This window comes from Nocardioides faecalis, from assembly GCF_018388425.1.
GTDB classification, from domain to species: Bacteria; Actinomycetota; Actinomycetes; order Propionibacteriales; family Nocardioidaceae; genus Nocardioides; species Nocardioides faecalis.
In genome coordinates this window covers 1,673,273-1,698,310 of sequence record NZ_CP074406.1, presented here as the reverse complement: position 1 = coordinate 1,698,310, position 25,038 = coordinate 1,673,273, and the positions used below count along the sequence as shown (strand labels likewise).

Here is a 25,038-nt window from a genome sequence, read left to right as displayed (position 1 = left end):
TCTGGCTGGACGACCTCCCCACTCTCGAAGGAGTACCAGGTGGTGACCTCACCGAAGACAGGCGATATCGAGCTCGGTCGCACCATTGCGGCCCGCCGCGAGGAGCTCGGCATGTCCCGCAAGGAACTCGCTGAAGCAACCAACCTCTCCTACCCCTACATCGCCCAGATCGAGACCGGATACCGCCTGCCGTCGAGCCGTCATCAGGTCCCGATCGCCAAGGCTCTTGGGCTCTCGCTTGACGAGTTGTTCAGGACTGAGGGCGAACTCGCGCCAGCCAGGACGCGAAAGCCAGAGCGGAGGCGCCGATCCTCACTCGAAGAGGTTGTCGCCACCGCAACAGCGGAGATCGAATCGCTGCCACCGGCGGTGCGGCTCGAGGCGCTCTCACGAATCCAACTCAACGTCATGACTGGCGTCACCGAAGCCCAAGCACTGCGAAAGGAACAGCCATGACGCGAGAAATGAATCCCGCCCCGGAAGAACCCGACGCGGACTTCCCGCTCGAGGACGGGCCAGGATTCGAGGTGCCCAAGATTGGGAAGTTCGTCGAACAGCACGTGCTGGCCATCGCGGAGTACTGCGAACGTCACCCCGATGAGTTCCTGCGACTTCAGGACGACGCGTACTCGAAGTCGATGTTAAATCTGAACTATCCGCTATTCCGCAAGACCGAAGGCCTGAGCGGGAAGTACGCCGGCCGGTATCGAAAAAACCCACAGGTCGTGGTCAACGGGGAGACCGTTCATTTCACGAACGACTTGTTCCCGCGGCATTACAAGCCCTTCATCACGTACTTGACGGCAAAGCGCTTGCTCTCGACGGCCTCGGCCGAGCAACTCATCGCTGCGCTCCCGGCGGCGAGCATCGCTAAGAAAGCGTCGGGCCAGATCAAGAGCTACCCGATCGGCAATGCGCAGAACTATGCCACCAGAACCGTCCTCGACCGCACACACCCGGGACCGACCGCCGCCGAATGGCTCGCGACGATCGCCGAGTTTGGTCACGCATGCGCCTACTGCCGTCGCACTGAGTCAGAGCTGGAGAATGACTTCGTCTTCGAGCACATCGTGGGTATCAACATGAAGGATCTCGGGGAGAACGTGATCGGCAACGTCGTTCCTGCCTGCGCGCCCTGCAACGAGGCGAAGGGCAGCAAGAACTACCTGGAGTGGATCGCCACCTCACCGCGCATCACCGATGCCCCAGCGGTGCTCGCCTCCATCCAGGCTCACATGACAGCCCACGGCTACGTGCCGCTCACGGAGCTGTTCCCCGCAGAGGATCGTCAACGACTCGACATCGCCATCAACCAGCTCCGCGATGAACTGGATGCGGCTGCGACCCGATGCGCGAAGATCATCAAGAACCTCAAGGCGGAGCGAGGGGCGTCCCGCACAAGGTAGGGCGGTCGCCCAACGCCCTCGACGAGCGGCCGGACCGCGCCGCGGGTTTGCTGCGTTTGCCCATCGACGCTTGTTGCCGCCTGTGCGAGAAGGACGCACCTTACGGGCATGAGGCTGATCCAGTTTGCAAGCAGCATCGGTCCCGACTTCGGTGCGGTCGGCAGCGCCGGCGGCCTCCGATTGATCGTCGGCGCCCTACTGACCTACGGCCTTGTCGTCGCAGTGTTCATGCTCGTCATTTCTGTAACCACCTGGGCGATCGCCTCTAGCTCGGGCAGTTGGCACACCGCCCAGAAGGCGAAGGTCGGCTGCTTCGTCGCAATCGGCGGCGCGGCGTTTACGGGAGCCGCGCTCACGTGGGCCAACTGGTTGCCGGACATCGGCCCGCACCTCTAAGGCGTCCGCCCGTCCGACCTTAGGAGCCTCCGATGGACCTACTCACAGCAGCACTTCTGCTCCCCCTCGACATCTCGATCGATCCGAACTCCAACGGCCTGCCCGGATCGGTCAGCTCAAGAAGATCGTCGGCGCCTCGATGACGGTTGGCCTGGTGCTCGCCGTACTCGCCGTACTCGCGTTGATCATCGTGGCGATCGTGTGGGCGCTGGGTGCAAACTCGTCGAACCCCCACCTGGCCGGTCGGGGCAAGCTCGGCGTACTCGTCGCCCTCGGAGCTGCAATCGTGTGCGGCGCCTCGGTGACTCTCGTGAACTTCTTCTGGAACGTCGGCCAGCAGGTCTGAGGAATCGATCATGGCTGTTTGCGACGTACCGGTGATCCACGAAGTCTGCAACGCCGCCGGAGACGCGGCCGGGGCCGTCGTCACCGCGCCCTTCGATTGGCTCGCTCAGGGCATGGGCGGCGCGGCGGAGTGGATGTTCACATCTGTCTGGGAGGTCATCGACTCCACGACGTACGTCGACGTGACCGGCGGCGAGTACACCAAGGTCTACAACATCATGTTCGGCGTCGGCGTCGTCGTGATGCTCGGGTTCTTCATGCTCCAGGTCATCGGCGGCATGATTCGCCGCGAGCCCGCAGCGCTCTCCAGGGCCGCGCTGGGAATGGCGAAGTCGATCCTCGGCTCCTTCGTCGCCCTCGCCCTGCTGGCAACCGCGCTCGAGATCACCGACCAGCTGTGCATCGGCATCGTCAACGCCGCGGGCACGAAACATGAACGAGATGGGCGACAAGGTCGCCGTACTTGCCGCCGGACTCCGGGAGTATCAACATCGCCGCGCCCGGAGCAAGTGCGATCCTGACGATCTTCCTGGCCAGCCTCGCCATCGTTGGGGCGATGGTCGTCTGGATCAGCCTGCTGATCCGCAAGGCGCTGCTTCTGATCGCGATCGTGTTTGCACCGATCGCGCTCGCGGGTGCCAGCTGGGACCACACCCGCACGTGGGTGAGCCGGTGGGCGACGTTCGTGATCGCGATGATCCTGTCAAAGGTCGTCCTCGTGGTGATCTTCCTGCTGGCCACCGCGCAGGTCTCGGCGCCGATCGGCGCCGATCGACGCCGACCTCGAGTCCGTCAGCCAGCCGATGGCGGGCGTCGTACTGATGCTGATGGCCGGGTTCGCGCCGTACCTGACCTACAAGGCCATCGCCTTCATGGGCTTCGACATGTACCACGCGATGTCCGCCGAACAGGAGGCCAAAGCGTCGCTCAACCGGCCGATGCCGATCCCGCTCTCGCGCCGCATCGGCAGCGAGCCAGCCAAGGTCCTGGGCGGCGGTGGCGGAGGCGGTGGCGGCGGTACGACGTCCGGCGCCTCGCCTGCGGCCACGGGACCACCCACGGGCGGACCGTCTGGTGGAACCGGCGGCGGAGGCGCCGCAGCAGGTGGCGCCTCCGAAGGTGCTGCGGCGGCGGGCGGCGCAGTTGCCGCCGGAGTCGTGGTGGCGAAGGAGGCGGCAGCGGCCGGTCCTCGGGTCGGCAACTTCGTCGCCGCCCAGGCGACCGGACAGGCACAGGCGCATGAGTCCACCGCTCCTTCGACCGTCCCACCGCCAGTCGCGGACTCGACGGTGGTCGACACAGATGGGAAGAAGTGATCAGCTGTGGCCACGACGACCGGCGAACCAGGGCTGACCCCGATGAAGTTCTCGCGCCTGACCCGGCGCGGCGTTCTACTTGGCCTCTCGGGCCCGCAACTCGTGATGGCCAGCATGGCGTCGGGCACGTTGATCATCGGTCTGTACGTCGGCGCCGTGGTGATGACGTTCCCGATCATCCTGCTCTTCGTCACGCTGGCCTTCGTCGGCGTCGGCGGGCGCAAGCTCATCGAGTGGGCGCCGATCAGCGCGCGATGGCTCTGGCGATCAGCGGGCGGGCAACTGCTGTACCGCCGCCGAGTCGCGAAGCCCCGGCCGGCCGGAACGCTGGCGCTGCCCGGCGACGCGGCTCGGCTTCGTCAGTGGGTCGACCCCGAGACCGACGCCGTCATGGTCCACGACCCGCACGCGGGAACCCTGACCGCGGTCGTCGGTGTCTCCCACCCCGCGTTCGTGCTCCTCGACCCGGCCGAGCAGGAACGCCGTGTCGTCTCGTGGGGCCGAGTTCTCGCGACGGCATGTCGCTCCGGGCGAATCGCCTCTGTCCAGGTGATGGAGCGGACGCTCCCTGACTCCGGCAAGGGTCTGGCGGACTGGTGGGAGCAGCACGGCAACCGTTCAGGCTCGTGGGCGTCGACGACGTACGGCGAACTGGTCGACCGCGCCGGACCCGCGGGCGAGCGCCATGCCTCGACCGTTTCCATCTCGTTGGACATGAAGGTTGCCGGGCGAGCGATCCGGGCTGCCGGCGGAGGCATGCGAGGGGCGGCCGCCGCACTCCGGCACGAGATGGCGACCATGCTGGCCGCTCTCCGGTCTGCCGACCTCTCCCCCGGTGAATGGCTGACGACCGGCGACCTGGCGCTGATCCTGCGGTCGGCGTACGACCCGGCCGTCGCGGGCGCACTCGAGCGGCAGGGCGACATAGGCCGGGACCTCGCCACCGCTGGGCCCGTCGCGGTCACGGAAGCGTGGGGCTCCTTGCGCAGTGACTCCGCGCACCACTGTGTGCTCTGGATCAGCGAGTGGCCGCGGTCGCTGGTGTACCCCGGCTTCCTCGCGCCCCTCCTGCTGTCCTCGGGGATCCGGCGGACCTTCACGCTGCTCTACACGCCCATGCGTAGCGACCGCGCCGCCCGCGACATCCGCAAGAAGAAGACCGAGTACATCTCCGACGCTGCCCAACGGCAGAAGATCGGCCAGATCGAGGACGCCCAGCAGACCGCCGAATACCAGGACGTCCTCCAGCAAGAAGCCGACCTCACCGCCGGGCACGGCGTGCTTCGCGCGACCGGTTTCGTCGCCGTAAGCGCTAGCGATCCCGACGAGTTGGAGCGTGCTGTCGCGGCGATCGAACAGGCCACGATTCAGGCATCATGCGAGACACGGCGGCTGTGGGGGCAACAGGCTCGGCCTTCGCCGCAGGAGCGCTGCCGCTCTGTCGTCTCAGCCCGGGATAGTCGTCCTCCACCTGGGCAGGCTCTATCCCAGTCGCCGCCCTACACCCCGTACAGCTTCAGTCCGACGTGATCGACTATGAATCGCTGGCCCTCGGTATCAAGGGCGAAGTAGACACGACCAACTTCGTTCGGCTTGACGTGATCGTCCAACTTGAGGTGCGGCTCCCGCGAGTACTCGACGCCGTCGTACTCGAACTTGTCCCGCAGCGACTTGTTCTTCCTCAGCGGCTCATCCTCCGGCGAGTAGTTCAACTCGAACTTGGTCTTGAACCACGCCTTCATCGTCATTCCGGTGTCACACCCCGAGTTGCGCCAGTCTGCGGCCGCCTGAGCGAGCCGAACAAGCGCATCGCCCATAGCCTCGATATGCGGGTAGCCGCACTTGCGCCATGACCGCTGTGCCGCAGCGGTGAACACGATGGCACCAGCGCTAGCGCCTTCAAGGAACTTCGACAGCGCGCCGAGATCGTCCGCATCGAGCGACGGAGCCTCGGACCAGTTCGCGCCCGCGGCCGATCCGGCTGCCTCGAAAGCACGCTGAGCTTCAGCCTTCCAATATGCAATCTGGTTGTGAAGGCTGGGCACCGTTTCAGCGGTCACCGTGAGCCGATCAACTTCTTCGACCCATTGCTCGTTCTCGTCGCGGAGGCTGCGGAGCTCCGTGCGCAGTGCCTCGACCTCGGCGGACTTGTCGCCCGCAGCCGCCGCCTGCGCAATCGCGGCCTCAAATGCCTGCTCACGTACCTGCCGTTCCTTGGACGCAGCGAGCACCCGCCAGCGGTTTGTCCCGCGCGCGGCAACCGAGACGCCGGCAACCATCTTCATCAGGATGCTGACGATGCGCTCTGATCGGTCGAGATCCCAGAACTCAGGGTGTCGGGTGTTGAGCACTGGCCAGATTAGGCGCGCGCAGTTGTGTTGTAGTGGCGCGCCGATGGAGTCGAGGTACTCATTGATCTCGCTTTGAGCTCGACGATCGACGAGTAGCACCTGTGCCAGCCCTGAGAGCTGGCTAGCCGCATAGTGGCCGAGCGTCTTCGCTGCCGGGTCGCCGCCGTCGACAAGGAGAATCGGGAGCCGTTGCTCGACCGCAATGACCTCGGGGACGAGGGCAGCCTGCGGGCTGTTGATCCACTCATAGCGGCCGTCGACAATCTGGCCTTGGTACGTGAACTGAAGGTCCGGATCGCGGAGAGCGGCCCCAAGGAAACCGGGCCGACGGACGGCATCGACGGTGACGGGCGACATAAGCCCGTCAACTGATTCCCGGCCGAGTTCAACGCGAAGCGCTGCCCGGCCCACGTCCTGGAAGATCGTGAACTCACAAATGAACCGGGCTCCGCCGCCGTCCTCGATCGGCTGGCTCATCACTCCTTGGAGTGCCCGTAGCCCCCCGGCCTCCGTGACGGACCAACGAACAGCGCGAGTGAACTCGTAGGCGCCGCGGCGGGCAGGGAGTTCGACGCGGTCGGACTTCGCAAAGTCCACCGACACGCCTTCGACGCCCCGCTCAAGCCAATCAGCTGCGTGTCGCGTCAGCCTGTCGAAGACGTCCGCCGGTTCGAGATTCGAGCCGTCCGCAACCGCGACGCTCAACTCGACGATGTACAGCGGATCCACGACTCTCCTTCACTCCGGCCTGAGGCAAAGAACATCATGTAGGACCCTGCGGCGACACGCGCTGGATTCGGAGAACCCACTGGACGTTACTGACGACCGGCCGCCGATCACCGATCACAGCGAGATCCTGCCAGTCGACGCCGACAGACTGGACGAGCGGTTTCGGCGTCCGAGGTACGTCGTACCTTCAGGCAATGCGGCGACAACCGGTCCGGCGCGCGGCGCGCGAGCCCTGGGCGGTCCTCCGCAAGTCCGGCAAGAAGCGCCGCCCTTCGTCGCGGTGACCTCGGCGCCGCCGCCGACGAATAGGACTCAGTTGCAGGGGGCGCCCTCGCAGCATGGCCGGATGTAACCGCAGCCGTCGCAGCGCTCGTGAGAGGTCTCCCAGCGCATCAGGGTGTCGCAGTTCGGGCAAGGCTCCGTCAGATCGGCCACCGCAACAGGGTAGATCGGCCGCCGACGGCAGCACGGGGAGACACGGCGGACTCCCCCGCGTACCTCATCGATGAGAAGCCATCGACCGAGGAGCACCAATGCCTACCTTCAACGACCCGGTCGCCGACGCCGACGAACTCCGGGAAGCAGTCCGCGGCCTTGCTCACGCGACGCGCACGATCGACGATCCGACCGCGATCTACGCAGTCTTGGGTTCCATCAGCTCCGCCCTCGCATCCCTGAGCCAGTCGCTGCACCAGCTCGGCGAGTTCCACGACGGGCCGGCTCGCATGCAGGCGTGGATGAACGGCGACGCCAACGCCGGGCGGGCAGCGTCGTACAGGGAGGAGTCCTGGGAGCTTCATCGCGCGGCCGAGATGATCCACCAGGTCGCCGAATGCGTGGATCGGTCCCACGAGATCGAGGCGACTATCGCCGACGACATACGCGACTACCCGTCATTCGCTCCGGTTCAGCGCTCGACGCGCCGGCCAGGGATGTCACTGTGACGGGCTGGCAGGACGGGCGCCTCCACTCAGCCGTGCTCGTCTCACCGGGACGCGAACGGCGGCACGACCGCAGGATCCGCAAGGCCGCGGCGCGAGAGCTGCTGTCCGCCGACCGCGAAACTCGGCGCGCCGAAGCCAAGCGAAAGGCGGAGGAACTGTCTGCGGAGAAGCGGGCGGCCGTGACGCTCCCCCGGGCGGGGGAATCTGGCCCAGCCACACTGCGGACGCCAGGACGATTCCGCGTGCCACGCCACCAGGACACCTCGGCGACCTTGGCGGGCGCGTACCCCTTCCTCGCCGAAGGCGGCCTCGGAAGCGAAGGCGTCTTCGTCGGCCAGGACCTCTACTCCGGGAGCTCCTTCGTCTACGACCCGTGGATCCTCTACGCCCGCGGCCTCATCACCGCACCGAACCTCGTCCTCGCCGGCATCGTCGGCTCCGGCAAGTCCTGCCTCGCCAAGAGCCTCTACACCCGCTCCATCCCGTTCGGCCGCCGCGTCTACGTCCCCGGCGACCCCAAGGGCGAACACACCGCCGTCGCCGAATCGGTCGGCGGACGCGCCATCGCCCTGGGCCACGGCATGCCCAACCGGCTCAACCCGCTCGACGAGGGACACCGCCCCGCCGGATACGACGACGCGCAATGGGCCAGCCAGATCGCATCCCGCCGCCGCGACCTCGTCGGAGCACTCGCCGAGACCGTCCTCGAACGCCGCCTCACCCCGCTCGAGCACACCGCCGTCGACATCGCCATCGACCGAACCGTCCAAGCTGCCGACGTCCCCGTCCTCCCGATGGTCGTCGACCGACTCCTCGCCCCCGACCCGGCCGACGATCCCGACAGCCGGCTCACCGAGGACGGACGACTCGTCGGCCACGCCCTGCGACGCCTCGTCGCCGGCGATCTCGCCGGACTCTTCGACGGACCCTCCACAGTCACGTTCGACCCGAGCCTCCCGATGATTTCGCTCGATCTGTCCCGTGTCACCGAGAACGCCACCCTCATCTCGGTCCTGATGACCTGCGCCTCGGCGTGGATGGAGTCGGCTCTGCTCGACCCCAGTGGGGGCCAGCGCTGGGTCGTGTACGACGAGGCCTGGCGACTCATGTCCCACCCAGCACTTCTGCGGCGGATGGACGCCCACTGGCGCCTCGCGCGGCACTACGGCATCGCGAACATGCTGATCTTCCACAAGCTCACCGACCTCGACAACGTCGGTGACTCCGGCTCGGCCGTGCGCGCTCTCGCCTCGTCGCTCCTCGCGAACGCCGAGACACGGATCGTGTACCGCCAGGAAGCAGACCAACTCGGCGCGACGTCGGCAGCACTCGGCCTCACCGGCACCGAGCAGTCACTGATCCCCACCCTCGGCACCGGCCAGGGACTGTGGCGGATCAAGAACCGCTCCTTCGCCGTGCAGCACCAGATGCACCCCGCCGAACTCGAACTCTTCGACACCACCGGACGCATGACAGGAGGCACGGCGTCATGACCACTCAGGTTCGAGGACGGGCGGCCCGCGAAGCCAAACTCGAAGCCCTCCAGGAGCAACTGTCCGCGTCCGTCGCCGCGCTCGTCTCTGGCAAGGACTGGAATCGCGCCCTGACGTTCGCGGCACAGTTCCGCGGCCGAGGCTTCGGGAACTGCATGCTGATCGCAGTCCAGCACTTCGCGGCGTACAACGAAGGCAGGGTGCCCGAGACGACCCCGACGTACGTAGCCGGCTTCCACCAATGGCTCTCGCTCGGACGCAGCGTCGCGAAGGGCCAGCACGGCTACGGCATCCTCGCTCCGGTCACCGGCCGGTTCGCCTCGTTTACGCCCAACGACCCGAACTCCTGGCGGCGCCTGGCCCGCAACGAGAAGCCCATGTCCGGCGAGTACGCCCGCACCCGCGTGATTGGCGTCAAACCGACCTACGTCTGGGACATCTCCCAGACCACCGGCAACCCGGTGCCGGAGCTCCCCCGCCCGACACTGCTCCAGGGCCAGGCACCGGCCGGGCTGTGGGACGGACTGGCCGACCAGATCACGTCCGCGGGCTTCGAGCTCCGTCTCGTCTCTTCGGCTTCGGCGATCGGCGGCGCCAACGGCCTGACCGACTTCCTCTCCCGCGGGGTCTCGATCCGCGTGGACATGGACGAAGCTGCCCAGGTCAAGACCCTCGCCCACGAACTCGGCCATGTCCTTCTCCACGCGCCGCCGGAGAGCGCCCTGTCGACCGAGTCCGCCGCCGACGCGACCTTGCACCGTGGGATAGCCGAGGTGGAAGCCGAATCCGTCGCACTCATGGTCGGTGCCGCACATGGGCTCGACACCTCCTCCTACACGGTGCCGTACGTGTCGACCTGGGCGGCGAGCGTCCTGGGCAACAACCCGGTCGAGGTCGTCCAATCGACCGCCGAACGCGTCCGCGCGTCCGCGCGACCGCGCTCGGCATCCTCGACAAGGTCGACACCCAGCAGGTCGGCGACGGCAACCCGCCTGGGCTCGACCGCGAAGCCCTCAGCCACCGGACCGGGACGGCTCCTGTTGTCACTGACGCACGGCGCGACGGAGCGGTGCTCGGGCTATGAAGATCCCCATCGTCCTGAGCGTCGTCCACGTCGCCATCGACGCCGACGGCGTGCTGACGGTCGATGTCGACGGTGTCCCGCGCGAGTCCGAGCAGAGCAGAACTCGCGGTGACCTTCGAACTGTCATCGACGAGATCACCGCAGACCACGGCGCCCCCGTGCGAGTGGAGGTGCGCGAGGCCGACGGGTCGACGTACGCCGACATCGCGACACCCCCGGAATCACCGGCACCAGCGGCGGCCGAGCCTTCACCCACCACCTCAACTCCGTCGCTCGCTGGTGCCGGGTTCCAGCCGGGTGAGGAGGTCGCGCTGGCGTACGTCGTCGCACGCCAGAACGCCGACGCCGACGGCAACGCCTCACTCAACCTCCCGCCCGCCCTGCTAGCAGCAACCCGCGGTGGCCTTCTTGATCTTCGCGTCGACGGCGATCAGCTCGGCGAGCTCCTCGACCGCGATCCGACGACGGGTCTTCCCAGCGACGTCGCGTGGCCGCACGGTGGCCAGCATCGCCTTGGCCTGACCGGTGGTGATGTCGCGTTTGCCCTGGCCAGGGAGCAGTTCAGCCAGGAGGGCCTGGAGTCGACAGGCGGTCTGCACCCGGTGACGAGTCAGTGCCTCGCGTCGGTCTGTCAGCATCCGCAGCGCCTCGAGTTCGCCGTCGAGCTTCAACACCCGCAGGTTCGCGGTACGCACGGCTACGACCGCGACCGAGTGCGCGTCGAGGGCGTCGGTCTTGCGATTGTGGCCGGTGTCGAAGAGCCGCACCCGGGCCGCCAACTTCGCCGGCACGTCGACGACGTTCTCGCCGGCCGCCAGGAGCCGCTGCGCCAGGGGCCGGCCGGCGCCGTTGGCGCCTTCGACTGCCCAGACCCGCTCCGGCCAGGCGCTGGCGTAGGTGCGCATGGCTTTGTAGCCGGCCTGGTCGGTGGTGAAGCGGCCGGTGCCGAGCTTCTTCTCGTTCTGATCGATGACCTCGATGGTGGGCGACAACTTGTGGGGGTCGACGCCGATGACGACTCGATCGGTCGCGTTGTCCATGTAGTTCTCCCGCCTGATCGCTTCCTGATGGACGGCGAGGTGGGCATTGCTACTACGAGCTGGGCAGTCCCCTCTTGAGCCACGCCTCGTCAGCAGTGCTCAGCGGGCCGCATACCGGAAGAGGGCCACACCGTGCAGGACGGCGGGCAGCCCAAAAGAGAGCGAGCCCGCCGAGCACCTGAGCCGAGTCTGGCCAGACACCGGCCTTGGCGGGAGTCTCTAGTAGCCCACAAAGACGCACCTCGGTCTGCATGTCGGCGGCGCCTGAAAACTGACCCCCTATCGACGGTCGAAAACTGACCCCCTCCGAGACCCTGTCCTCACCAGTCGTGAGGCAGGGGGACGAGGAGTGTTGTCAGTGGAGGATTGGGCTGAGATCCGTCGGCTGCACAAGACCGAGGGGTTGCCGATAAAGATGATCGCCAGGACGTTGGGCGTCTCGCGGAACACGGTGCGTGCCGCGCTGGCGTCCGAGGGGCCACCGAGGTACGTGCGGAAGCCGGCGGGGTCGGCGGTGGATGCGTTCGAGCCCCGGATCCGGGAGCAACTGCAGGCGTTCCCGACGATGCCGGCCACGGTGATCGCCGAGCGGGTCGGCTGGGACCGCGGGATGACGGTCTTCAAGGAACGTGTCCGGGAGTTGCGGCCGGCCTACCTGCCGCCGGACCCGGCGTCGCGCACGACCTATGAGGCTGGGGAGCTGGCGCAGTTCGACTTCTGGTTCCCCGACATCGAGATCCCGGTCGGCTACGGCCAGACCAGGACCGCGAGGCGGCTGCCGGTGATGACCACGGTGACCGGCTACTCCCGCTGGTCCGGTGGTCTGTTGATCCCCTCACGCGACGCGCGGGACCTGTATGCAGGCTGGTGGCGGCTGCTGTCCGAGCAGCTGCTCGGTGTGCCCAAGACGCTGGTCTGGGACGGCGAAGCCGCGGTCGGCCGGTGGCGTGCCCGCCAACCTGAGCTCACCGTCGACTGCCAGGCGTTCCGCGGGGTGCTGGGTGCGAAGGTGGTGATCTGCAAGCCCGCCGACCCCGAAGCCAAGGGCATGCTCGAGCGGATCCACGACTACCTCGAGAAGTCCTTCCTGCCCGGCCGCACCTTCGAGTCCCCGGCCGACTTCAACACCCAGCTCGCCGGGTTCTTCGTGAAGGCCAACGCCCGGAAGATGCGGGTCCTCGGCTGCACGCCCGGTGACCGGGTCGCCGCGGACCGGGCCGCGATGCTGCCCCTTCCACCGGTGGTGCCCGAGGTCGGTTGGCGCCAGACGCTGCGGCTTCCACGCGACCACTACGTGCGCTTGGATTCTAACGACTACTCCGTCCACCCCGCGGTCGTCGGGCGGCGGATCGAGGTCCACGCCGACCTGGACCGGGTGTGGGTGACCTGCGAAGGCGCGATCGTTGCCGACCACACCCGGGTGTGGGCTCAGCACCAGACGATCACCGACTTCGAGCACACCATCGCGGCCAAGCATCTGCGCCACGGCCGTGCCGATCTGCTGCGCCCGGTCGCCGACGCCGCGACCGGTGAGGAGGTCGAGATCCGTTCACTCGGCTTCTACGACCGAGCACTCGGCCTGGTCGACGAGCCGGCTGAGCAGGAGGTGTCTTGATGGCCGCTAGGTCGACCACGAAGCCGAAGACCGGCCGCGACGTCACCAGCGAACTGGAGTACCTGACCCGGGCGTTGAAGGCACCCACCCTGCGCGAAGCGGTCGAGCGCCTCGCTGAACGAGCCCGGGAAGAGTCCTGGACCCATGAGGAGTTCCTCGCCGCATGCCTGCAACGCGAGGTCGCTGCACGCGAGACCCACGGCGGCGAGGGACGGATCCGCGCCGCCCGGTTCCCCGCCCGCAAGTCCCTGGAGGACTTCGACTACGACCATGCCCGCGGTCTGAAGCGAGAGACCATCGCCCACCTGGGCACCCTGGACTTCGTCGCCGGCAAGGAGAACGTGGTCCTGCTGGGCCCGCCCGGCACCGGTAAGACCCACCTGGCCACCGGGTTGGCGATCCGGGCCTGCCAGGCCGGGCACCGGGTCCTGTTCGCCACGGCGTCGCAGTGGGTCGACCGGCTGGCTGAGGCCCACCACGCCGGACGGCTGCAAGACGAGCTGCGCAAGCTGGTGCGCTACCCGGTGCTGGTGATCGACGAGGTCGGCTACATCCCGTTCGAGCCCGAGGCCGCCAACCTGTTCTTCCAGCTCGTCTCGTCCCGCTACGAACGAGCCAGCCTGATCGTCACGTCCAACAAGAACTTCGCCCGCTGGGGCGAAGTCTTCGGCGACGACACCGTCGCCGCAGCCATGATCGACCGGCTCGTCCACCACGCCGAGGTCATCGCCCTGAAAGGCGACTCCTACCGGCTGAAGAACCGAGAACTCGGCCGTGTCCCCGCGGCCACCAACGAAGAGAACTAGAGACCGAGGGGGTCAGTTTTCAACCGACGGAAAGGGGTCAGTTTTCGACCGCCGTTGACACTGCAACGTAACGCTGCAACCGGTGCCAACGCGCCAGAGTGCCGACACCATGAGCGTGACGGGACGCGGCCTATGACGAGTTAGCGGTCGAGCGATCGACGCAGTGCTGAGCCGCGCCCGATCGGCGGCTCTTCGATGTGCTCACCTCGTCGGGGGGGGCCGCCTCGGCATCGTCGTCTCCCTCCCTCATGGCATGCCACAGCGGGACAACAACGACTCGGAGAAGGAGCCACCACACATAGACGGAGCCGGGTGCTCCACTCGCCGCCGTCGGTCAGTTGTCCGTGTGCCGTCTCGTTGCGAAGCTTTAGGCCTTCCTGAACTACCAAGAACGCCCGCATTTCAAGGTGCAGATTGGCGCCGAGGAAGTCCCCGGGCTTCTGCAATGGCCAAGAGTGCTCCGAGACCTCGCTCCGACTCGACTCCAGTGAGGGGGTCCGTTGTCAGCGTATTGACGCCCCCTCTTCGAGACTATGCCGAACCAGCTTTCGGCCTGGGGCACCAGCAGCGCGACGGCTTCGGGGAAGTCACCGTTGAGGCCATGCTGCAGACCGCGGGGCCCACAGGTCGACATGGGCCGGCGTACGAGAGGCGCGTCGGCGAACAGGCGCCTGACGAAGCCGAGGTGCCAGCGCCGGGGCGCCGACCGTACGCCGCTGAACGATCCTTCGGACCTCGTGAACGCTGATCTGCGTCCACTCCGAGGGGTCTGGTGGGCCACCGTGACGTTCTACGCCGCCTTTGCTGCGGCGCTGGTCTCGGTCATCGCTATCGGCGTCGCCGTGCGGTACCTCTGGTACGGCGACAGCGCTCCAACGCCGACGAAGGTGGAGCTGGTCGTCAGTGACGAGTCGGGCGGTTCCACCACAGTGTGCGGTGCGGCGTCCATCGACGACACCGGGTCGATCACGATCAAGCCGGGCCTCCAGGGCGACCCCGCCAGCACCATCCCAGCAAACCTGATCGAGCAGATCGGGTTCTGCTGATCCCGACCGGCCGTCGGCCTCAGCGCAGGTGGCGCTTCCATCCATCCGGATCTGCGGCATGGCTGCGGGCAGCCTTACGCAGCTCACCGGGAGATGCCAGCGTCATGTAGCCACAGGAACAGCGCAGGCGGTCGGGGTGCCTCCCGCGCCCGGTCTCGTGGCGCATGAGGTTGCTGGTTGTCAGGGGACGAGTAGCTCGCAAGGGAGCGGTATATGGGCATGCCGCCGACCATGACATCCCGGAGTGCGTAGTGTCGCGTCCAGCTGAGACATCGCCTCAATCACGATGAAAAACTTCGCTACTCGCGCGGTCGACAGCGACGGCATGAGCGAGCGTTACCGCTTGTCGAACGCGTCCCGGATCTCCGGCGGGATGCGACCACGGTCCGGTACGTCGTAGCCGTTCGAGCGTGCCCAGTCGCGGATTTCGGACTGAGCCAGCCATCTGTGCGCGCTGACGCTCCGCCCTCTCCGACTCCCCCGCCAAGTACTCGAACACGTTCACGCCCGAATGGTATTCGCCGACCTCGCAGGCATGGCCAGATTGGCGACATCGTCCTCGGGGGCCGTGTCCTTGCACGGCAGCCTGAGTCTCGCAGGTAGCTCTAGCTCGTCAGCTGCAAACCGGGTCCGGCCAACCGTCCATGGGGACGTACCACACGGCACCGGATCCCGCGCTTGTCTGGCAGCCGCTGGAACTGGTGAGGGTTGTGTTGGTGCTGATGCCGCCTTCGCTGCCGAAGGTCGCGTAGATGCTCAACGGGGCATTCATCTCGGCCAGCGCATTGCTGTTCTCGTCGAGGCCGCCGATGGTGAGGTCGCCTGCGCCGATCTCCTCGTCCGTTTGGCTACCGGCCGAGACCGTGCCCGGTCGGTGGATGCCGATGCCGACTTGGCAGAAGCTGGGGTCCTGCCAGCTATCTCCTGCACGGCTCAAGTAGCCGTCGCCTCCGCAGAAGTCGGAGTTGATGTCGTAGATCGCGACGAGTGAGAACTCCGGGATGGGGGCGTCGCGGCCTTCCGTCGTGTTGGTGGCGAAACTGCTGGCTGAGGCGTAGCCGAGGGCCTCGAACTGACCTGGCTTGGAGTTGGCCAACTCGCTGGTGAATGGTGACAGTGACCCCGATACCTCGATATCGAGGGTGTAACCGTCCAGGTCCGTCACGTCGAACGACCCGGCGAACGTTGCGTCCAAGCCAGAGGCCATAGCTGTGACGGGGTCGTAGTCAGCGTCCTCATCGCCGGTCGATGCGAGCTCGACTGCGTCGACGTCCGACTCACCCAGAAGAAAGCTGACGACGGCGCCAGGGCGGTCGGTGTACTCGGGGATGGCGCTCTGCTGGTACGTCGCGTCGCCACGTTCTGTCTGCTCGAGCCAGCCGGGGGTCCAGCCGCTGAAGTCGGAGGGCAGGTTGAAGAACGTACCGTCAGGCTGAAGAGGGCCGCCCGCGTCCACGTCTTCGCCCAGGTCGCTTGCTCCGACAGTGCCAGCCCAGTCGCGCAGGTCGTCGAACGTCGGCTGGCCGTTCTCTCCGAGGTTGAAATAGGCGACGTTGACCCTGCGGCTCATGTTCTCGGAGGAGTCGGACTGGGATGCCTCAACCTCGGCGTATCCACACCCGCCGTCCGGCAGCGCGGCAGCCACGTACCCACTCAGCAGCGGTACGTCGACCGACACGTGGGACAGTTCGTCGCCGCCAACCCCAGTAGCGATGTCGTAGTCCTCGACGGAGGGACAGCCGAGCGCTGCGGCGACGACGGGCGTCACGGCCGCTTCGGTCTTAGACGAGGAGCCTTCACGGGAGTCCGAGTCCTCACCTCCGCAGGCCGCCAGGGCAACCACTGACAAGGCCAGCGCGACGATGGACGCGAGTCTTTGGGGTCGGGAACTAGTTCGCACTGGACGAGTCCTTGCGTGAGCCGGTCTGGTTGAAGGCGAAGTGCCGGGAACAGACTGGCACCGCACCCCGACCGTTCGTGAGGAAACGGCGGGACTGAGGCCGGGACCTTCCCGGTGCCACGGGTGTCTCCCGCAGGCCACGCGGACGGCAGGAGACGTCGCACGGCCCGGGCGACCACCTACACGGAGCAGGTGCGACGGACCGGGCGAAGCGGTCCTAGCGGCCCTGACGGACAGTGTCGTGCCTGGAATCTCCAGGACGAGTGACGCCCGGGTCAAGTCCCCGGTAGTGGTGTAGCGCTGCGTTCTCCTTCTTGATGGTTCAGGCGGTCAGGGCGGGCAGTTGATCAGCTCCGATCTCGGGTTCGGTGGTGGGAACGAGGTTGACGCGGCAGCGGGCGAGGAGGTCGAGTCCGAGGTAGCGGCGGCCTTCGGCCCACTCATCGGTCTGCTCGGCCAGGACAGCACCGACCAGGCGCACGATGGCCTCGCGGGTGGGGAAGATCCCCACGGCGTCGGTGCGGCGTCGGATCTCGCGGTTGAGGCGCTCGGCCGGGTTGTTGGACCAGATCTGGGTCCACACGTCCTTGGGGAACTCGGTGAACGCAAGGATGTCGGCACGCGCCACGTCGAGGTGGTCGTGGACTTCGGGCAGCTTGTCGTCGACGTAGTCCAGGAGCCGGTCGAACTGGGCGTGTACCGCCGGCCGATCTGGCTGGTCGTAGACGCTGTGCAGCATCGCCTTCACCGCCGGCCACATCGCTTTCGGGGTGGCGGACATGAGGTTGGCGGCGTAGTGGGTGCGGCAGCGTTGCCAGGCGGCGCCGGGCAGGTTGGCCGCGACCGCCTCGACCAGCCCTTGGTGGGCGTCTGAGGTGACCAGCCGGACCCCGGTCAGGCCGCGGGCGACGAGGTCGGCGAAGAACTCGTTCCACGCCGCCCCGGTCTCACTGGTAGCCACGCGCATGCCGAGAACCTCGCGGTGCCCATCACCATTGACGCCGGTCGCGAGCAGCACCACGGCGTTGATGACCCGGCCGCCCTCGCGGACCTTCATCGTCAGCGCGTCGGCGGCGACGAAGGTGAACGGGCCGGCGGTGTCGAGGGGTCGGTGGCGGAACTCCTCGACGTGCTCGTCGAGCTCGGCGGCCATCCGCGACACCTGGGACTTGCTCAACGAGTCGATGCCCAGGCTCTTGACCAGCTTGTCCATCCGCCGCGTGCTTACGCCGGCGAGGTAGCAGTCAGCCACCACGGTGATCAGCGCGGACTCCGAGCGCTTGCGGCGCTCGAGGAGCCACTCCGGGAAGTAGGTGCCCTTCCTGAGTTTGGGGATCGCGACGTCGATGGTGCCAACCCTGGTGTCCAGCGGGCGGCGGCGGTAGCCGTTGCGCTGCGCGACCCGACCCGGATCCGGGCGGCCATACTCGGCGCCGACCACCGCGTCGGCGTCGGCGGACAACAGTGCGTTGATGATCGTCTGCAGCAGGCTGCGCATCAGATCCGGACTCGCCTCAGCCAGGGCTTCACCAAGCAGGCCAGCAGGGTCGACAATGTGTGGTGCGGTCATCGTGATGACTCCGTTCGAGGGTGCTGTGAGAGGTTCACTCGAAGGATCACGCGGTGGCCGCATCTACGTCTTCCGTACACGCCGATGACGATCCCGGCGACCGCGCTACACCACTATCGGGGACTCAACTGACGCCCGAGAACGGCACGCTCAGCCGGCGCGACACTCCGACCAGAATCCGCAGCTCCACACCGCGAAGATCAGGGGGTTGGGCTCGTGCTTGTCGCGCGTGAGACTTCGTGGCAGAGGAGTTAGTTGATCCTCTGAGCATGGAAGCGAGACAAAAGCACGATGGGTAGACCACCTGTGATCCCGGCGGACAAGAAGCTGCGGATCGTGTTGAGCGTGCTGGCCGGCGAGATGACGATCGCCGAGGCAGCGCGTCGGGAGAAGATCTCCGAGCAGTCGATCGGCCGGTGGAAGGCGGAGTTCCTCGAGGCCGGCAAGCAGGGCCTGTTGGCCGGGAAGTCCGCGCCGACGACCGGGGAGCAGCAGCTCGAGGCCGAGGTCGCTGATCTGACACAAGCACTCGGTAAGGCCGCCCCCGGAGAACCAAGTCCGGTGGCCCCACAACTAGCACGGGGTGCAGCAGCACCTCGTGTCAAACAACGGACGGCCATCACCTCGTGGACCTCCCAGATCGTGGCGCTCCCGCGGTCACGCCAGTTCTTTCTGTGGACGCGCTGACCATCGATAGACGTCATCCAATGTTGCCGTCTCAGGGTTGCCTTCAATCGGACCTACCACCAGGAACGCCGGAGCATCTGACCTGCGGGCGCTCGACTCAGTCTTCGTCAGCCCGAGCAACCTGGATCTCAGCTCGATGATGCGCAAGACGGCCGTCACAGCGGTCGCGTCCCCGTCGAGGGCATCACTCCACAACGCAGACTGCAGTCGATCCAGACGCGCGACCTCGCGGACTCGGAACTCCTCAGCCCCGGCAGCCTCTCGCTCCTCCAGTGCCTTGAACACCGCCCGGTGGGCTGACCCCCGGTGCGAATACCCAACAGCGTCTGCGATCGAGTCGTACGAATACCCTTCTGACGCGAGCTCCAAAGCCCGCACCCTCTTGATCCGCGCCTGTGCAATCGACTTCATAGCGACACCTCCTGCGTCAAGAGAATCACGGGGCGCAATTCGTCAACTGCCGATGGTCACCAGCCCACTCCGAAATGCGTCAAGCCATCAGGACGTGAACTCGCACCGATCAGCGCGGCTGCGTGTCCACGACGGGGATGGTCACTGTCAAAGCCGTGCACAAACGGTTCCTCCTCACTGCAATAGACCGGGCCGAGGAACGAAACGTCGGACCACGATCGCAGTGTGCCCACAGCGAGGTGTAAGTGCGGCATGCGACGACACAGGCGATGACCCGATCCCGACAGAGATGTCGCCTTCATCAAGCGGGACCCGGGGACCCGTACCTTGGCCGAACTCGCAGCCCGTCGCGCGTCGAGGGAGTCGCTGGGCTGGCACACTGCGGGCCATGTCGACTGACGCCAGCGAGGGTCACATGCTGACTGTGACCGTGAAGAAGACTGCCGTTGGCAGCAGTGCCGCAAACGGTCACTGCTCCTGCGGCGGCTGGTTTCACGCAAGTTCGGGGTGGACAGTCGAGAGTGCGACAGAGAACGGCATAAAGCCCGCCCACGCGCGGCACCTACGCAAGATTGCCAATCAGAGCACGGGGGGCGACAAAGCATATGAGCGCGCCGAGGCCGGCTTCGGATTGGTCGTGATCCTGTTCCTCGTTGCGGCGGCCGTCGTTATAATCTTCGGTCTCGGCAGGGGTTACTTCGGACATCGGGGCGATGACTCCGATGACTCCAATCCTGACGTGCCGCTGGGACCGTGTCCCGCCCTAGCGGAGCGGCTTCAGGACCACGACGACCGAGACTCGCCTACTTGGCAGAAGGTGAACGAACGGTTCGACAGCGAGTGCTTGTAGCCGTTGGAGCCATATTTAACTTCGGCCCTGGGGAGGCGAGTCATCAGTCAAGCCCTACCCCGGCCCGTCTACTCACAATGGCTCCCCGCAACTCGCGCAGGTGTCTTCGCCATGCTCATAGATCCCACCACAGCAGTACTTCGGCCCCGAGTAGGGATCGTCACAGTCCTCACACCCGTAGTCAGCCGAGATGTCAATCGGGTCCTTCTCCGAACCACAGAACGGACATGTAGCCGTCTCCGTATCGCCGCCCGAGTTCCTGCTACCGGCGCCCTCTCCCCCACCGATACCGGCGACGGCACCCAGAGCCCTGTCGAAGAAACCCATCCTGCATCCTCCTAACTGAAACTTCGCGAATGCTCGACCGTACAACGGTCGCGCCGTCGCATCATGGCCCAGCGCGGCGGGTAGACGACAAGTCGATTCGACGGGCCGGCCCGCGCACCGCTAGCTCGCCCGAAAGCGCCGCTCACTGCATAGAGCGTCACTCAACTTCGGTTGCCGGAACCGCAGGTCGAAGCCACCGGGGGTGCGTCTTTCCCCCGCGAATGGGGCTACACACCGACGCCTTGTCCTCGCGCTCGCACCTAACTCCTGAACGCAGCTCGCAAGATGCGCTGCCCGACCCAGGAGTCAAAATGTCTATCCCGACCCAGATGAGCCTCGTCGGCTTCGTCGCGTCCGCGCCGGAGCTTCACTTCACCAAGCAGGGCGCCGAATGCTGCCGGTTACGGGTCGGCGTAGAGCAGTGGTGCCGCGAGGTCAACGGCGAGTTCACCAAACTCGACCCGACCTTCCACGACATGGTCGCGTTCGAGGGCACGGCCCGCGAGACCCACGCGCGGTTCCACAAGGGCGACTCGTTCGTGGCGAGCGGTTACATCCACGAGTACGAGGTCGAGAGCCGCACCGGCGTGGGCATCGTCAAGGAAGAGTTCGTCGCAAGGAAGATCGGCCACAACGCGAACAGGACCGACTACGTGGTCCAGCGCGGCCGGCACGCCGCGCCCGAGCGGCCGCTCTCGCCGGTCCCCGAGCCGCCGCCCATCGCGATCTGAGCCGCTGTCGATCATGGGCACGTACGAGGAGCCCAACGACTACCGTGGAGTGGCCGATCTCCTCGAGCGTCCGCCGGAGTCGATCAACTGGAATCTCCTCGGTTCCGAGGACGCTGACCGCGAGTGGCATGACCTGGACGCCTGGGTGACCTGGCTAAAAGTGACCTACGGGCTACCGCCGTCGATAGTTCCGCCGTACTGGCATCGCCACGACGAGCTCGTATGGGAACTCTCGGCGCTGCACACTCACTGGCTCAGCTGCTACCACGAATCCGCCAGCCCCTCGGCGCCGATCGCGTGGATGCGGGACTTCGCCGACGCCCGGCATCGGCTGCGGGACTGGGTCGCGACCTGCGGCACCCGCCTCGATCGTGACCGCCCGACCCGCCAGACCGTCTGGCCCGGCGAGAAGGGCGTCGAGCTCGGCGGCGAGGTTTCCATCGCCGACCGGCGTCAGGACTTCGAGGAGGCCGTTCGAGCCGACGTTCTCAGACGGAAGACCGCCGAGGCCATGGCCAACCGAGCCCTGCTCGGCTGAACCAGATCCGTCCCATGGACGCCGCTGCGCACCTGGATTCCACAGGCATTCCGATCACCGGCGACGTGGCTCGACAGCGGGGCAATGGTGGCGCTCCACCCAGGAAGGGAGTCGATCGTGCTTCTCCCCCACGCACTCACCTTGGCGCAAGCGCGCTCCTACCTCGCTGCGCTCGCCGATCAGGCATCGACCATCGACGCCTCATCGGCATACGAGCTCGTCCTCATCGAACTCGATCGTATCCACGGGGACGAGTGCCCATCGGCCGACGCCGTAGGGCTGACCGAGGACCGAGCCATCCTGCTCGCCATCGCGACGTCAGCGCTCGAGGAGCTGGAGCAGCACGGCGTCGACACGCTCACAGTGGAGCTCGTCCTCGCGATGCTCGATGACGCATACGCGTTGGACGGCACCTGATGTACGGGGAGACCGGCGCGGCGATGCGTGCCGAGTTCGCGGCACTTCTCCGGCAACATCGCGTCCAGCAGCGGCTCGTGGGGACGACGGCCGGGGAGCGTGAGGAACTCGGTGGTCTGATCCGGACCTACCGCCAGAGTGTCATCGCCTGGCTCAGCCAAGCCATGCGCGCCGCAAGCCCACTGGCCTTCTCCAACATGCCGCCGGCACAGCCGAATCCGTTCCGATCGGTCGGCACCAGCAGTTCGCATCTAACAGCAGCCGGCGAACTGGCGCGGACGATCGACCTCGCGAAGCACCAGTCGAGCGCGAGCCCGGCGTCGGCTGATGCCCTGGCCACGCCGAACGCCAACCCGATGGTGGACCGATGGCGTCTCGCTGCCCGTGCAGCGGCCCTCGCTGAACACGACACCAGCGAGCAGGTGTCCGCACAGATGACCGCTCCCCAGGCCCAGGCGCTCGTCGGCGACGTCGCCGCGTTGACCCAAGCACTGGTCGTCCTCGACCGACGGTACAAGAACACACCCGGTTGGGAGCCGCTCGCCCAGATCGCTCGTCTCGGCTGGGCCTCGCTGGCTGCTGCCCTCGACGTGAACCTCGCCCAGCCGGACTACGCCGTCGATCACCTCGGCTGGCGACCGAAGACGAAGGTCATCACCGGCCCGGAGCGTCCAGGGATCCTCGGCGTGCTGCAGGCCCAGCACAACCTCGTGATCCGGATGAATTCCGTGCCCAACGCGACCAACCTTCGCCTGGTCGTGGACTCCCAACGCCTCGTCTCCGCGCACCTCGCACCGTACGCCGCCCGGATCGACCAACGTCTCGCCGAGCGATGGACCACGCGCGCCGAGACCTACTCGGTCATGCAGAAGCAGCTACGCGAGGTCGGGGGCCTTCTCGGAACGGGCGGACTGGCCGTGGCCGAAGGTGCGAATGCCGTCACGCGACTGAAAGCCCTCCCCAAGGACACCATCCTTGAGCCACGTGTCCTCTCTGGATTCCAGTTGCTGTTCCACCGCCTCGACGACCGCATCGCCGACGTCATCGAGGACGGAGTCGAGCGTGGCGCCTTCTTCAAGCGCGTGACTCTTCCGCGAATTGTGGGCGGGGGCGGGCAGCTGGTCCACCCGGTTCGTGAGCGCTTCGTCCCGATCACGTCGGCGACCGATCTCGCAGTGGTGAAGACCGTGCGGGAGCGACTGCGCCCCAAGGACGAACCGCCCGAGGCCACCCCGGGACCGACGCGAGTTGACCTGCACTCCGCGCTGATCCATCGACCGACCAAAGGACGGGCTGTCGAAGTCCCGAACATCTGACCGCGGGCCACCGGCTCGCGCAGGCGAGGCCCGTGCACCTAGGCAGTGATGCCGGCCAAGGAGAACAGATGTCCACCAACATGAGCACGTCAGACACCGCCGTCTCGATGGCCCGAGACCCGTTCCTGAGCACTGACGACGCCTGCGGCTATCTCGGCGTGCCGAAAGCGACCCTGCTGACATGGCGCGTTCGCCTCCCCGGTTACGGCCCGCGCGCCGTGCCCATCCAGGTCCCCGACGACTGGGACGACGGAGGACTCATCACCGTCGAAGAGTTCTGCGACCTCATCCGCACCCCCCCCAACGCACCGTCCGCGACTGGCGCCGACGCGGCGTCGGCCCCCGGCTGGGCCCGCGTCAACGGCTGCGGCCGCCTCTACATCACCGTCGCCGAAACCCGCCGATTCCTTAGCTCCGCCACCACGACCAGCCGCTCGCACCACATGCCCAGCCAGGAGAAGCCCCGTGACTAGGAAGCGAGAACTCCCCGTCTACGTCAGCCTCGACGAAGCCGCCGAAATCATGTCCCTGTCCACCCGGACCATCCGCCGCCGCATCAGCGACGGCACTATCCCCGCCTACCAATGCGGGCGCCGCTCCATCCGGCTACGACTCGACGAACTCGAATCCGCACTGCGCCGAATCCCCTCAGCTCGGCAGTGACCGTGATGGACGAGGGCAATCCGCGCCTGCGCGCGGTAGGCCCGCCGACTCACCAGAACTACTCGCGCTGCTGTCCAGAGTCCGGATGAACGGAGAACTCATCGTCCTCGAGTGTCGACGACACTCGAGCCTGCCATGACGTGGTTCTTCGATCCGCCGAGCCGGACGATCTCGGCCGCCACCTCGACCAACGAGTCGCCTCTCCGTACCAGCGGCTTGGCCTTGGGGCCTCGAAGCGCGCGGAATGCGGCATGAGCGGGCGGGCCCGCAGGGTGGCATGGGCATCACTCCGTTGGCGAAGTAGCACTTCGCGGCGACGTTCGGCCGGTTTCAAACTGCCCGCGCGGCGACGGCGGCGTACTTCCGACCCGGGCGCTCCGCGAACTCCCGTTGTAGGCGCTCCACCTCGGCGAATCCAGCCTCGGTAACGCGTCGCACCATCAGGTCACACGGCCAGCGGTACGCGGTGTGGACAGCGTGGTCGAACGAGGCGACCTCGTCGTCACTGTCAAAGAACCCGAGGACCAGCGTGCCGGACGGGGCAAGGAGGCGGCGGAACTCGGCGAGCACGCCGTCCAGGTCTGCCGGGGGAACGTGGATCGTTGAGTACCAACTGAGGATGCCTGCTATGGAGTTGGCCGCTAGGTTCAGGTCGGTCATTGAGTCCAGTCGGAATTCCGGGCCGGGATGGTTGGCGCGAGCATGGCTGATGAACTCCGGCACCACGTCAATGCCGGTGACTTGGACGCCGCGCTGGTGCAGATCGGCAGTCCAGTGCCCGGGTCCGCAGCCGAGGTCGAGCACGGGGCCTTCGCTACCGGCGAGGTGCCGCCGGATGAACGTCGCGTCGGCCTTGTCCGCGTCCCAGTCCCCGTCGAACAGGTCGACGTACTGCTGCGATTTCGACGAGTAGGCGTCGCGCACCGAGCGGAGATCCACGACGGCAGGCTAACGGCCCGCCACCGAAAAGTTCCTCATGCCGTTACCCGACTCTCGGCAGGAGAGTGCATGCCCAGCGGCAGATCCGAGCGCTTCGCCCATTGCTCGGGTTTGAGAG

Annotated in this window: 27 protein-coding genes; 21 read left to right on the top strand and 6 right to left on the bottom strand. The window is 66.7% G+C overall.

Annotation, left to right across the window (positions count from 1 at the left end; genetic code table 11):
• The first annotated feature begins 42 nt into the window (after nt 1-42).
• From KG111_RS07775 to KG111_RS07750, 7 genes are all read left to right on the top strand, one after another.
• Nucleotides 43-456, top strand: coding sequence for a helix-turn-helix domain-containing protein (locus KG111_RS07775; protein WP_213450034.1), 414 nt, complete (start codon nt 43-45; stop codon nt 454-456).
• Complete coding sequence (locus KG111_RS07770) at nt 453-1,406, top strand: HNH endonuclease (protein ID WP_205290079.1); 954 nt, start codon at nt 453-455, stop codon at nt 1,404-1,406. Before KG111_RS07775 ends, KG111_RS07770 begins: the two co-directional genes overlap by 4 nt.
• Nucleotides 1,407-1,514: 108 nt before the next feature.
• Nucleotides 1,515-1,802: a DUF6112 family protein gene (locus tag KG111_RS07765; protein ID WP_205290078.1), complete on the top strand. Its 288-nt coding sequence runs from the start codon at nt 1,515-1,517 to the stop codon at nt 1,800-1,802.
• A gap of 154 nt (nt 1,803-1,956) precedes the next feature.
• Nucleotides 1,957-2,148, top strand: a complete 192-nt coding sequence (locus KG111_RS18560; protein ID WP_249666350.1) for a DUF6112 family protein — start codon at nt 1,957-1,959, stop codon at nt 2,146-2,148.
• Nucleotides 2,149-2,158: 10 nt separating this feature from the next.
• A complete protein-coding gene (locus tag KG111_RS18275; protein WP_240195318.1) occupies nt 2,159-2,668 on the top strand; it encodes a hypothetical protein in 510 nt (169 codons plus the stop codon).
• 282 nt (nt 2,669-2,950) lie between these two features.
• Complete coding sequence (locus tag KG111_RS18265; protein WP_240195331.1) at nt 2,951-3,463, top strand: hypothetical protein; 513 nt, start codon at nt 2,951-2,953, stop codon at nt 3,461-3,463.
• A gap of 6 nt (nt 3,464-3,469) precedes the next feature.
• Nucleotides 3,470-4,993: an SCO6880 family protein gene (locus KG111_RS07750; protein WP_240195317.1), complete on the top strand. Its 1,524-nt coding sequence runs from the start codon at nt 3,470-3,472 to the stop codon at nt 4,991-4,993.
• Here KG111_RS07750 and KG111_RS07745 read toward each other — a convergent pair.
• The gene (locus KG111_RS07745) at nt 4,963-6,543 is read right to left on the bottom strand and encodes a hypothetical protein (RefSeq protein ID WP_205290077.1); all 1,581 of its coding nucleotides are present in this window, start codon (nt 6,541-6,543) and stop codon (nt 4,963-4,965) included. The genes KG111_RS07750 and KG111_RS07745 overlap by 31 nt on opposite strands.
• A 533-nt stretch (nt 6,544-7,076) precedes the next feature.
• Here KG111_RS07745 and KG111_RS07740 point away from each other — a divergent pair.
• Genes KG111_RS07740 through KG111_RS07730 form a run of 3 tightly spaced genes read left to right on the top strand, consistent with a single transcriptional unit; the run spans nt 7,077 to nt 10,176 of the window.
• On the top strand, nt 7,077-7,487 hold the full coding sequence (locus KG111_RS07740) for a hypothetical protein (protein ID WP_205290076.1): 411 nt from the start codon (nt 7,077-7,079) through the stop codon (nt 7,485-7,487).
• Nucleotides 7,484-8,980 (top strand): ATP-binding protein, encoded by a 1,497-nt coding sequence (locus KG111_RS07735; protein WP_205290075.1) that lies wholly within the window; start codon nt 7,484-7,486, stop codon nt 8,978-8,980. Before KG111_RS07740 ends, KG111_RS07735 begins: the two co-directional genes overlap by 4 nt.
• On the top strand, nt 8,977-10,176 hold the full coding sequence (locus KG111_RS07730) for an ArdC-like ssDNA-binding domain-containing protein (RefSeq protein WP_205290074.1): 1,200 nt from the start codon (nt 8,977-8,979) through the stop codon (nt 10,174-10,176). The genes KG111_RS07735 and KG111_RS07730 overlap by 4 nt, the downstream gene beginning before the upstream one ends.
• Nucleotides 10,177-10,447: 271 nt before the next feature.
• Here the strand turns inward: KG111_RS07730 and KG111_RS07725 are convergent, their stop codons facing one another.
• Nucleotides 10,448-11,104, bottom strand: coding sequence for an IS110 family transposase (locus KG111_RS07725; protein WP_205290073.1), 657 nt, complete (start codon nt 11,102-11,104; stop codon nt 10,448-10,450).
• 349 nt (nt 11,105-11,453) lie between these two features.
• Here KG111_RS07725 and istA point away from each other — a divergent pair, with 349 nt between their 5' ends.
• The 3 genes from istA (at nt 11,454) to KG111_RS07710 (ending at nt 14,571) form a co-directional block, all read left to right on the top strand.
• Nucleotides 11,454-12,719, top strand: a complete 1,266-nt coding sequence (istA, locus tag KG111_RS07720) for an IS21 family transposase (RefSeq protein ID WP_205290072.1) — start codon at nt 11,454-11,456, stop codon at nt 12,717-12,719.
• On the top strand, nt 12,719-13,525 hold the full coding sequence (gene istB / locus KG111_RS07715; protein ID WP_205290071.1) for an IS21-like element helper ATPase IstB: 807 nt from the start codon (nt 12,719-12,721) through the stop codon (nt 13,523-13,525). The genes istA and istB overlap by 1 nt, the downstream gene beginning before the upstream one ends.
• A gap of 782 nt (nt 13,526-14,307) precedes the next feature.
• Nucleotides 14,308-14,571 (top strand): hypothetical protein, encoded by a 264-nt coding sequence (locus tag KG111_RS07710; protein ID WP_205290070.1) that lies wholly within the window; start codon nt 14,308-14,310, stop codon nt 14,569-14,571.
• Nucleotides 14,572-14,907: 336 nt separating this feature from the next.
• On the opposite strand, the gene KG111_RS07705 is transcribed toward KG111_RS07710, so the two are convergent.
• The 3 genes from KG111_RS07705 to KG111_RS07695 all read right to left on the bottom strand — a co-directional run bounded on the left by KG111_RS07705 (nt 14,908) and on the right by KG111_RS07695 (nt 18,041).
• A complete protein-coding gene (locus KG111_RS07705; protein ID WP_249666375.1) occupies nt 14,908-14,997 on the bottom strand; it encodes an Lsr2 family DNA-binding protein in 90 nt (29 codons plus the stop codon).
• A 187-nt stretch (nt 14,998-15,184) separates the two neighbouring features.
• On the bottom strand, nt 15,185-16,339 hold the full coding sequence (locus KG111_RS07700; protein ID WP_205290069.1) for a hypothetical protein: 1,155 nt from the start codon (nt 16,337-16,339) through the stop codon (nt 15,185-15,187).
• A gap of 454 nt (nt 16,340-16,793) precedes the next feature.
• Nucleotides 16,794-18,041: an IS256 family transposase gene (locus KG111_RS07695; RefSeq protein ID WP_205293124.1), complete on the bottom strand. Its 1,248-nt coding sequence runs from the start codon at nt 18,039-18,041 to the stop codon at nt 16,794-16,796.
• 291 nt (nt 18,042-18,332) lie between these two features.
• Between KG111_RS07695 and KG111_RS07690 the strand changes: the two genes are divergently transcribed.
• The 8 genes from KG111_RS07690 (at nt 18,333) to KG111_RS07655 (ending at nt 23,981) form a co-directional block, all read left to right on the top strand.
• On the top strand, nt 18,333-18,728 hold the full coding sequence (locus KG111_RS07690; RefSeq protein WP_205293106.1) for a helix-turn-helix domain-containing protein: 396 nt from the start codon (nt 18,333-18,335) through the stop codon (nt 18,726-18,728).
• Between the two features lie 799 nt (nt 18,729-19,527).
• The gene (locus KG111_RS07685; protein WP_205293107.1) at nt 19,528-19,989 is read left to right on the top strand and encodes a hypothetical protein; all 462 of its coding nucleotides are present in this window, start codon (nt 19,528-19,530) and stop codon (nt 19,987-19,989) included.
• Nucleotides 19,990-20,645: 656 nt separating this feature from the next.
• Nucleotides 20,646-21,047, top strand: coding sequence for a single-stranded DNA-binding protein (locus tag KG111_RS07680; RefSeq protein WP_240196204.1), 402 nt, complete (start codon nt 20,646-20,648; stop codon nt 21,045-21,047).
• A gap of 13 nt (nt 21,048-21,060) precedes the next feature.
• Nucleotides 21,061-21,585: a hypothetical protein gene (locus KG111_RS07675; protein ID WP_205293109.1), complete on the top strand. Its 525-nt coding sequence runs from the start codon at nt 21,061-21,063 to the stop codon at nt 21,583-21,585.
• 117 nt (nt 21,586-21,702) lie between these two features.
• Entirely contained in the window at nt 21,703-22,002 is a 300-nt protein-coding gene (locus tag KG111_RS07670; protein WP_205293110.1) for a hypothetical protein, read from the top strand.
• The gene (locus KG111_RS07665) at nt 22,002-23,318 is read left to right on the top strand and encodes a hypothetical protein (RefSeq protein WP_205293111.1); all 1,317 of its coding nucleotides are present in this window, start codon (nt 22,002-22,004) and stop codon (nt 23,316-23,318) included. The genes KG111_RS07670 and KG111_RS07665 overlap by 1 nt, the downstream gene beginning before the upstream one ends.
• A 68-nt stretch (nt 23,319-23,386) precedes the next feature.
• Nucleotides 23,387-23,791 (top strand): hypothetical protein, encoded by a 405-nt coding sequence (locus KG111_RS07660; protein ID WP_205293112.1) that lies wholly within the window; start codon nt 23,387-23,389, stop codon nt 23,789-23,791.
• The gene (locus tag KG111_RS07655; protein ID WP_283770605.1) at nt 23,784-23,981 is read left to right on the top strand and encodes a helix-turn-helix transcriptional regulator; all 198 of its coding nucleotides are present in this window, start codon (nt 23,784-23,786) and stop codon (nt 23,979-23,981) included. Before KG111_RS07660 ends, KG111_RS07655 begins: the two co-directional genes overlap by 8 nt.
• A 330-nt stretch (nt 23,982-24,311) precedes the next feature.
• Here KG111_RS07655 and KG111_RS07650 read toward each other — a convergent pair whose 3' ends face one another.
• Nucleotides 24,312-24,920, bottom strand: a complete 609-nt coding sequence (locus KG111_RS07650) for a class I SAM-dependent methyltransferase (protein ID WP_205293126.1) — start codon at nt 24,918-24,920, stop codon at nt 24,312-24,314.
• Nucleotides 24,921-25,038: the final 118 nt, after the last annotated feature.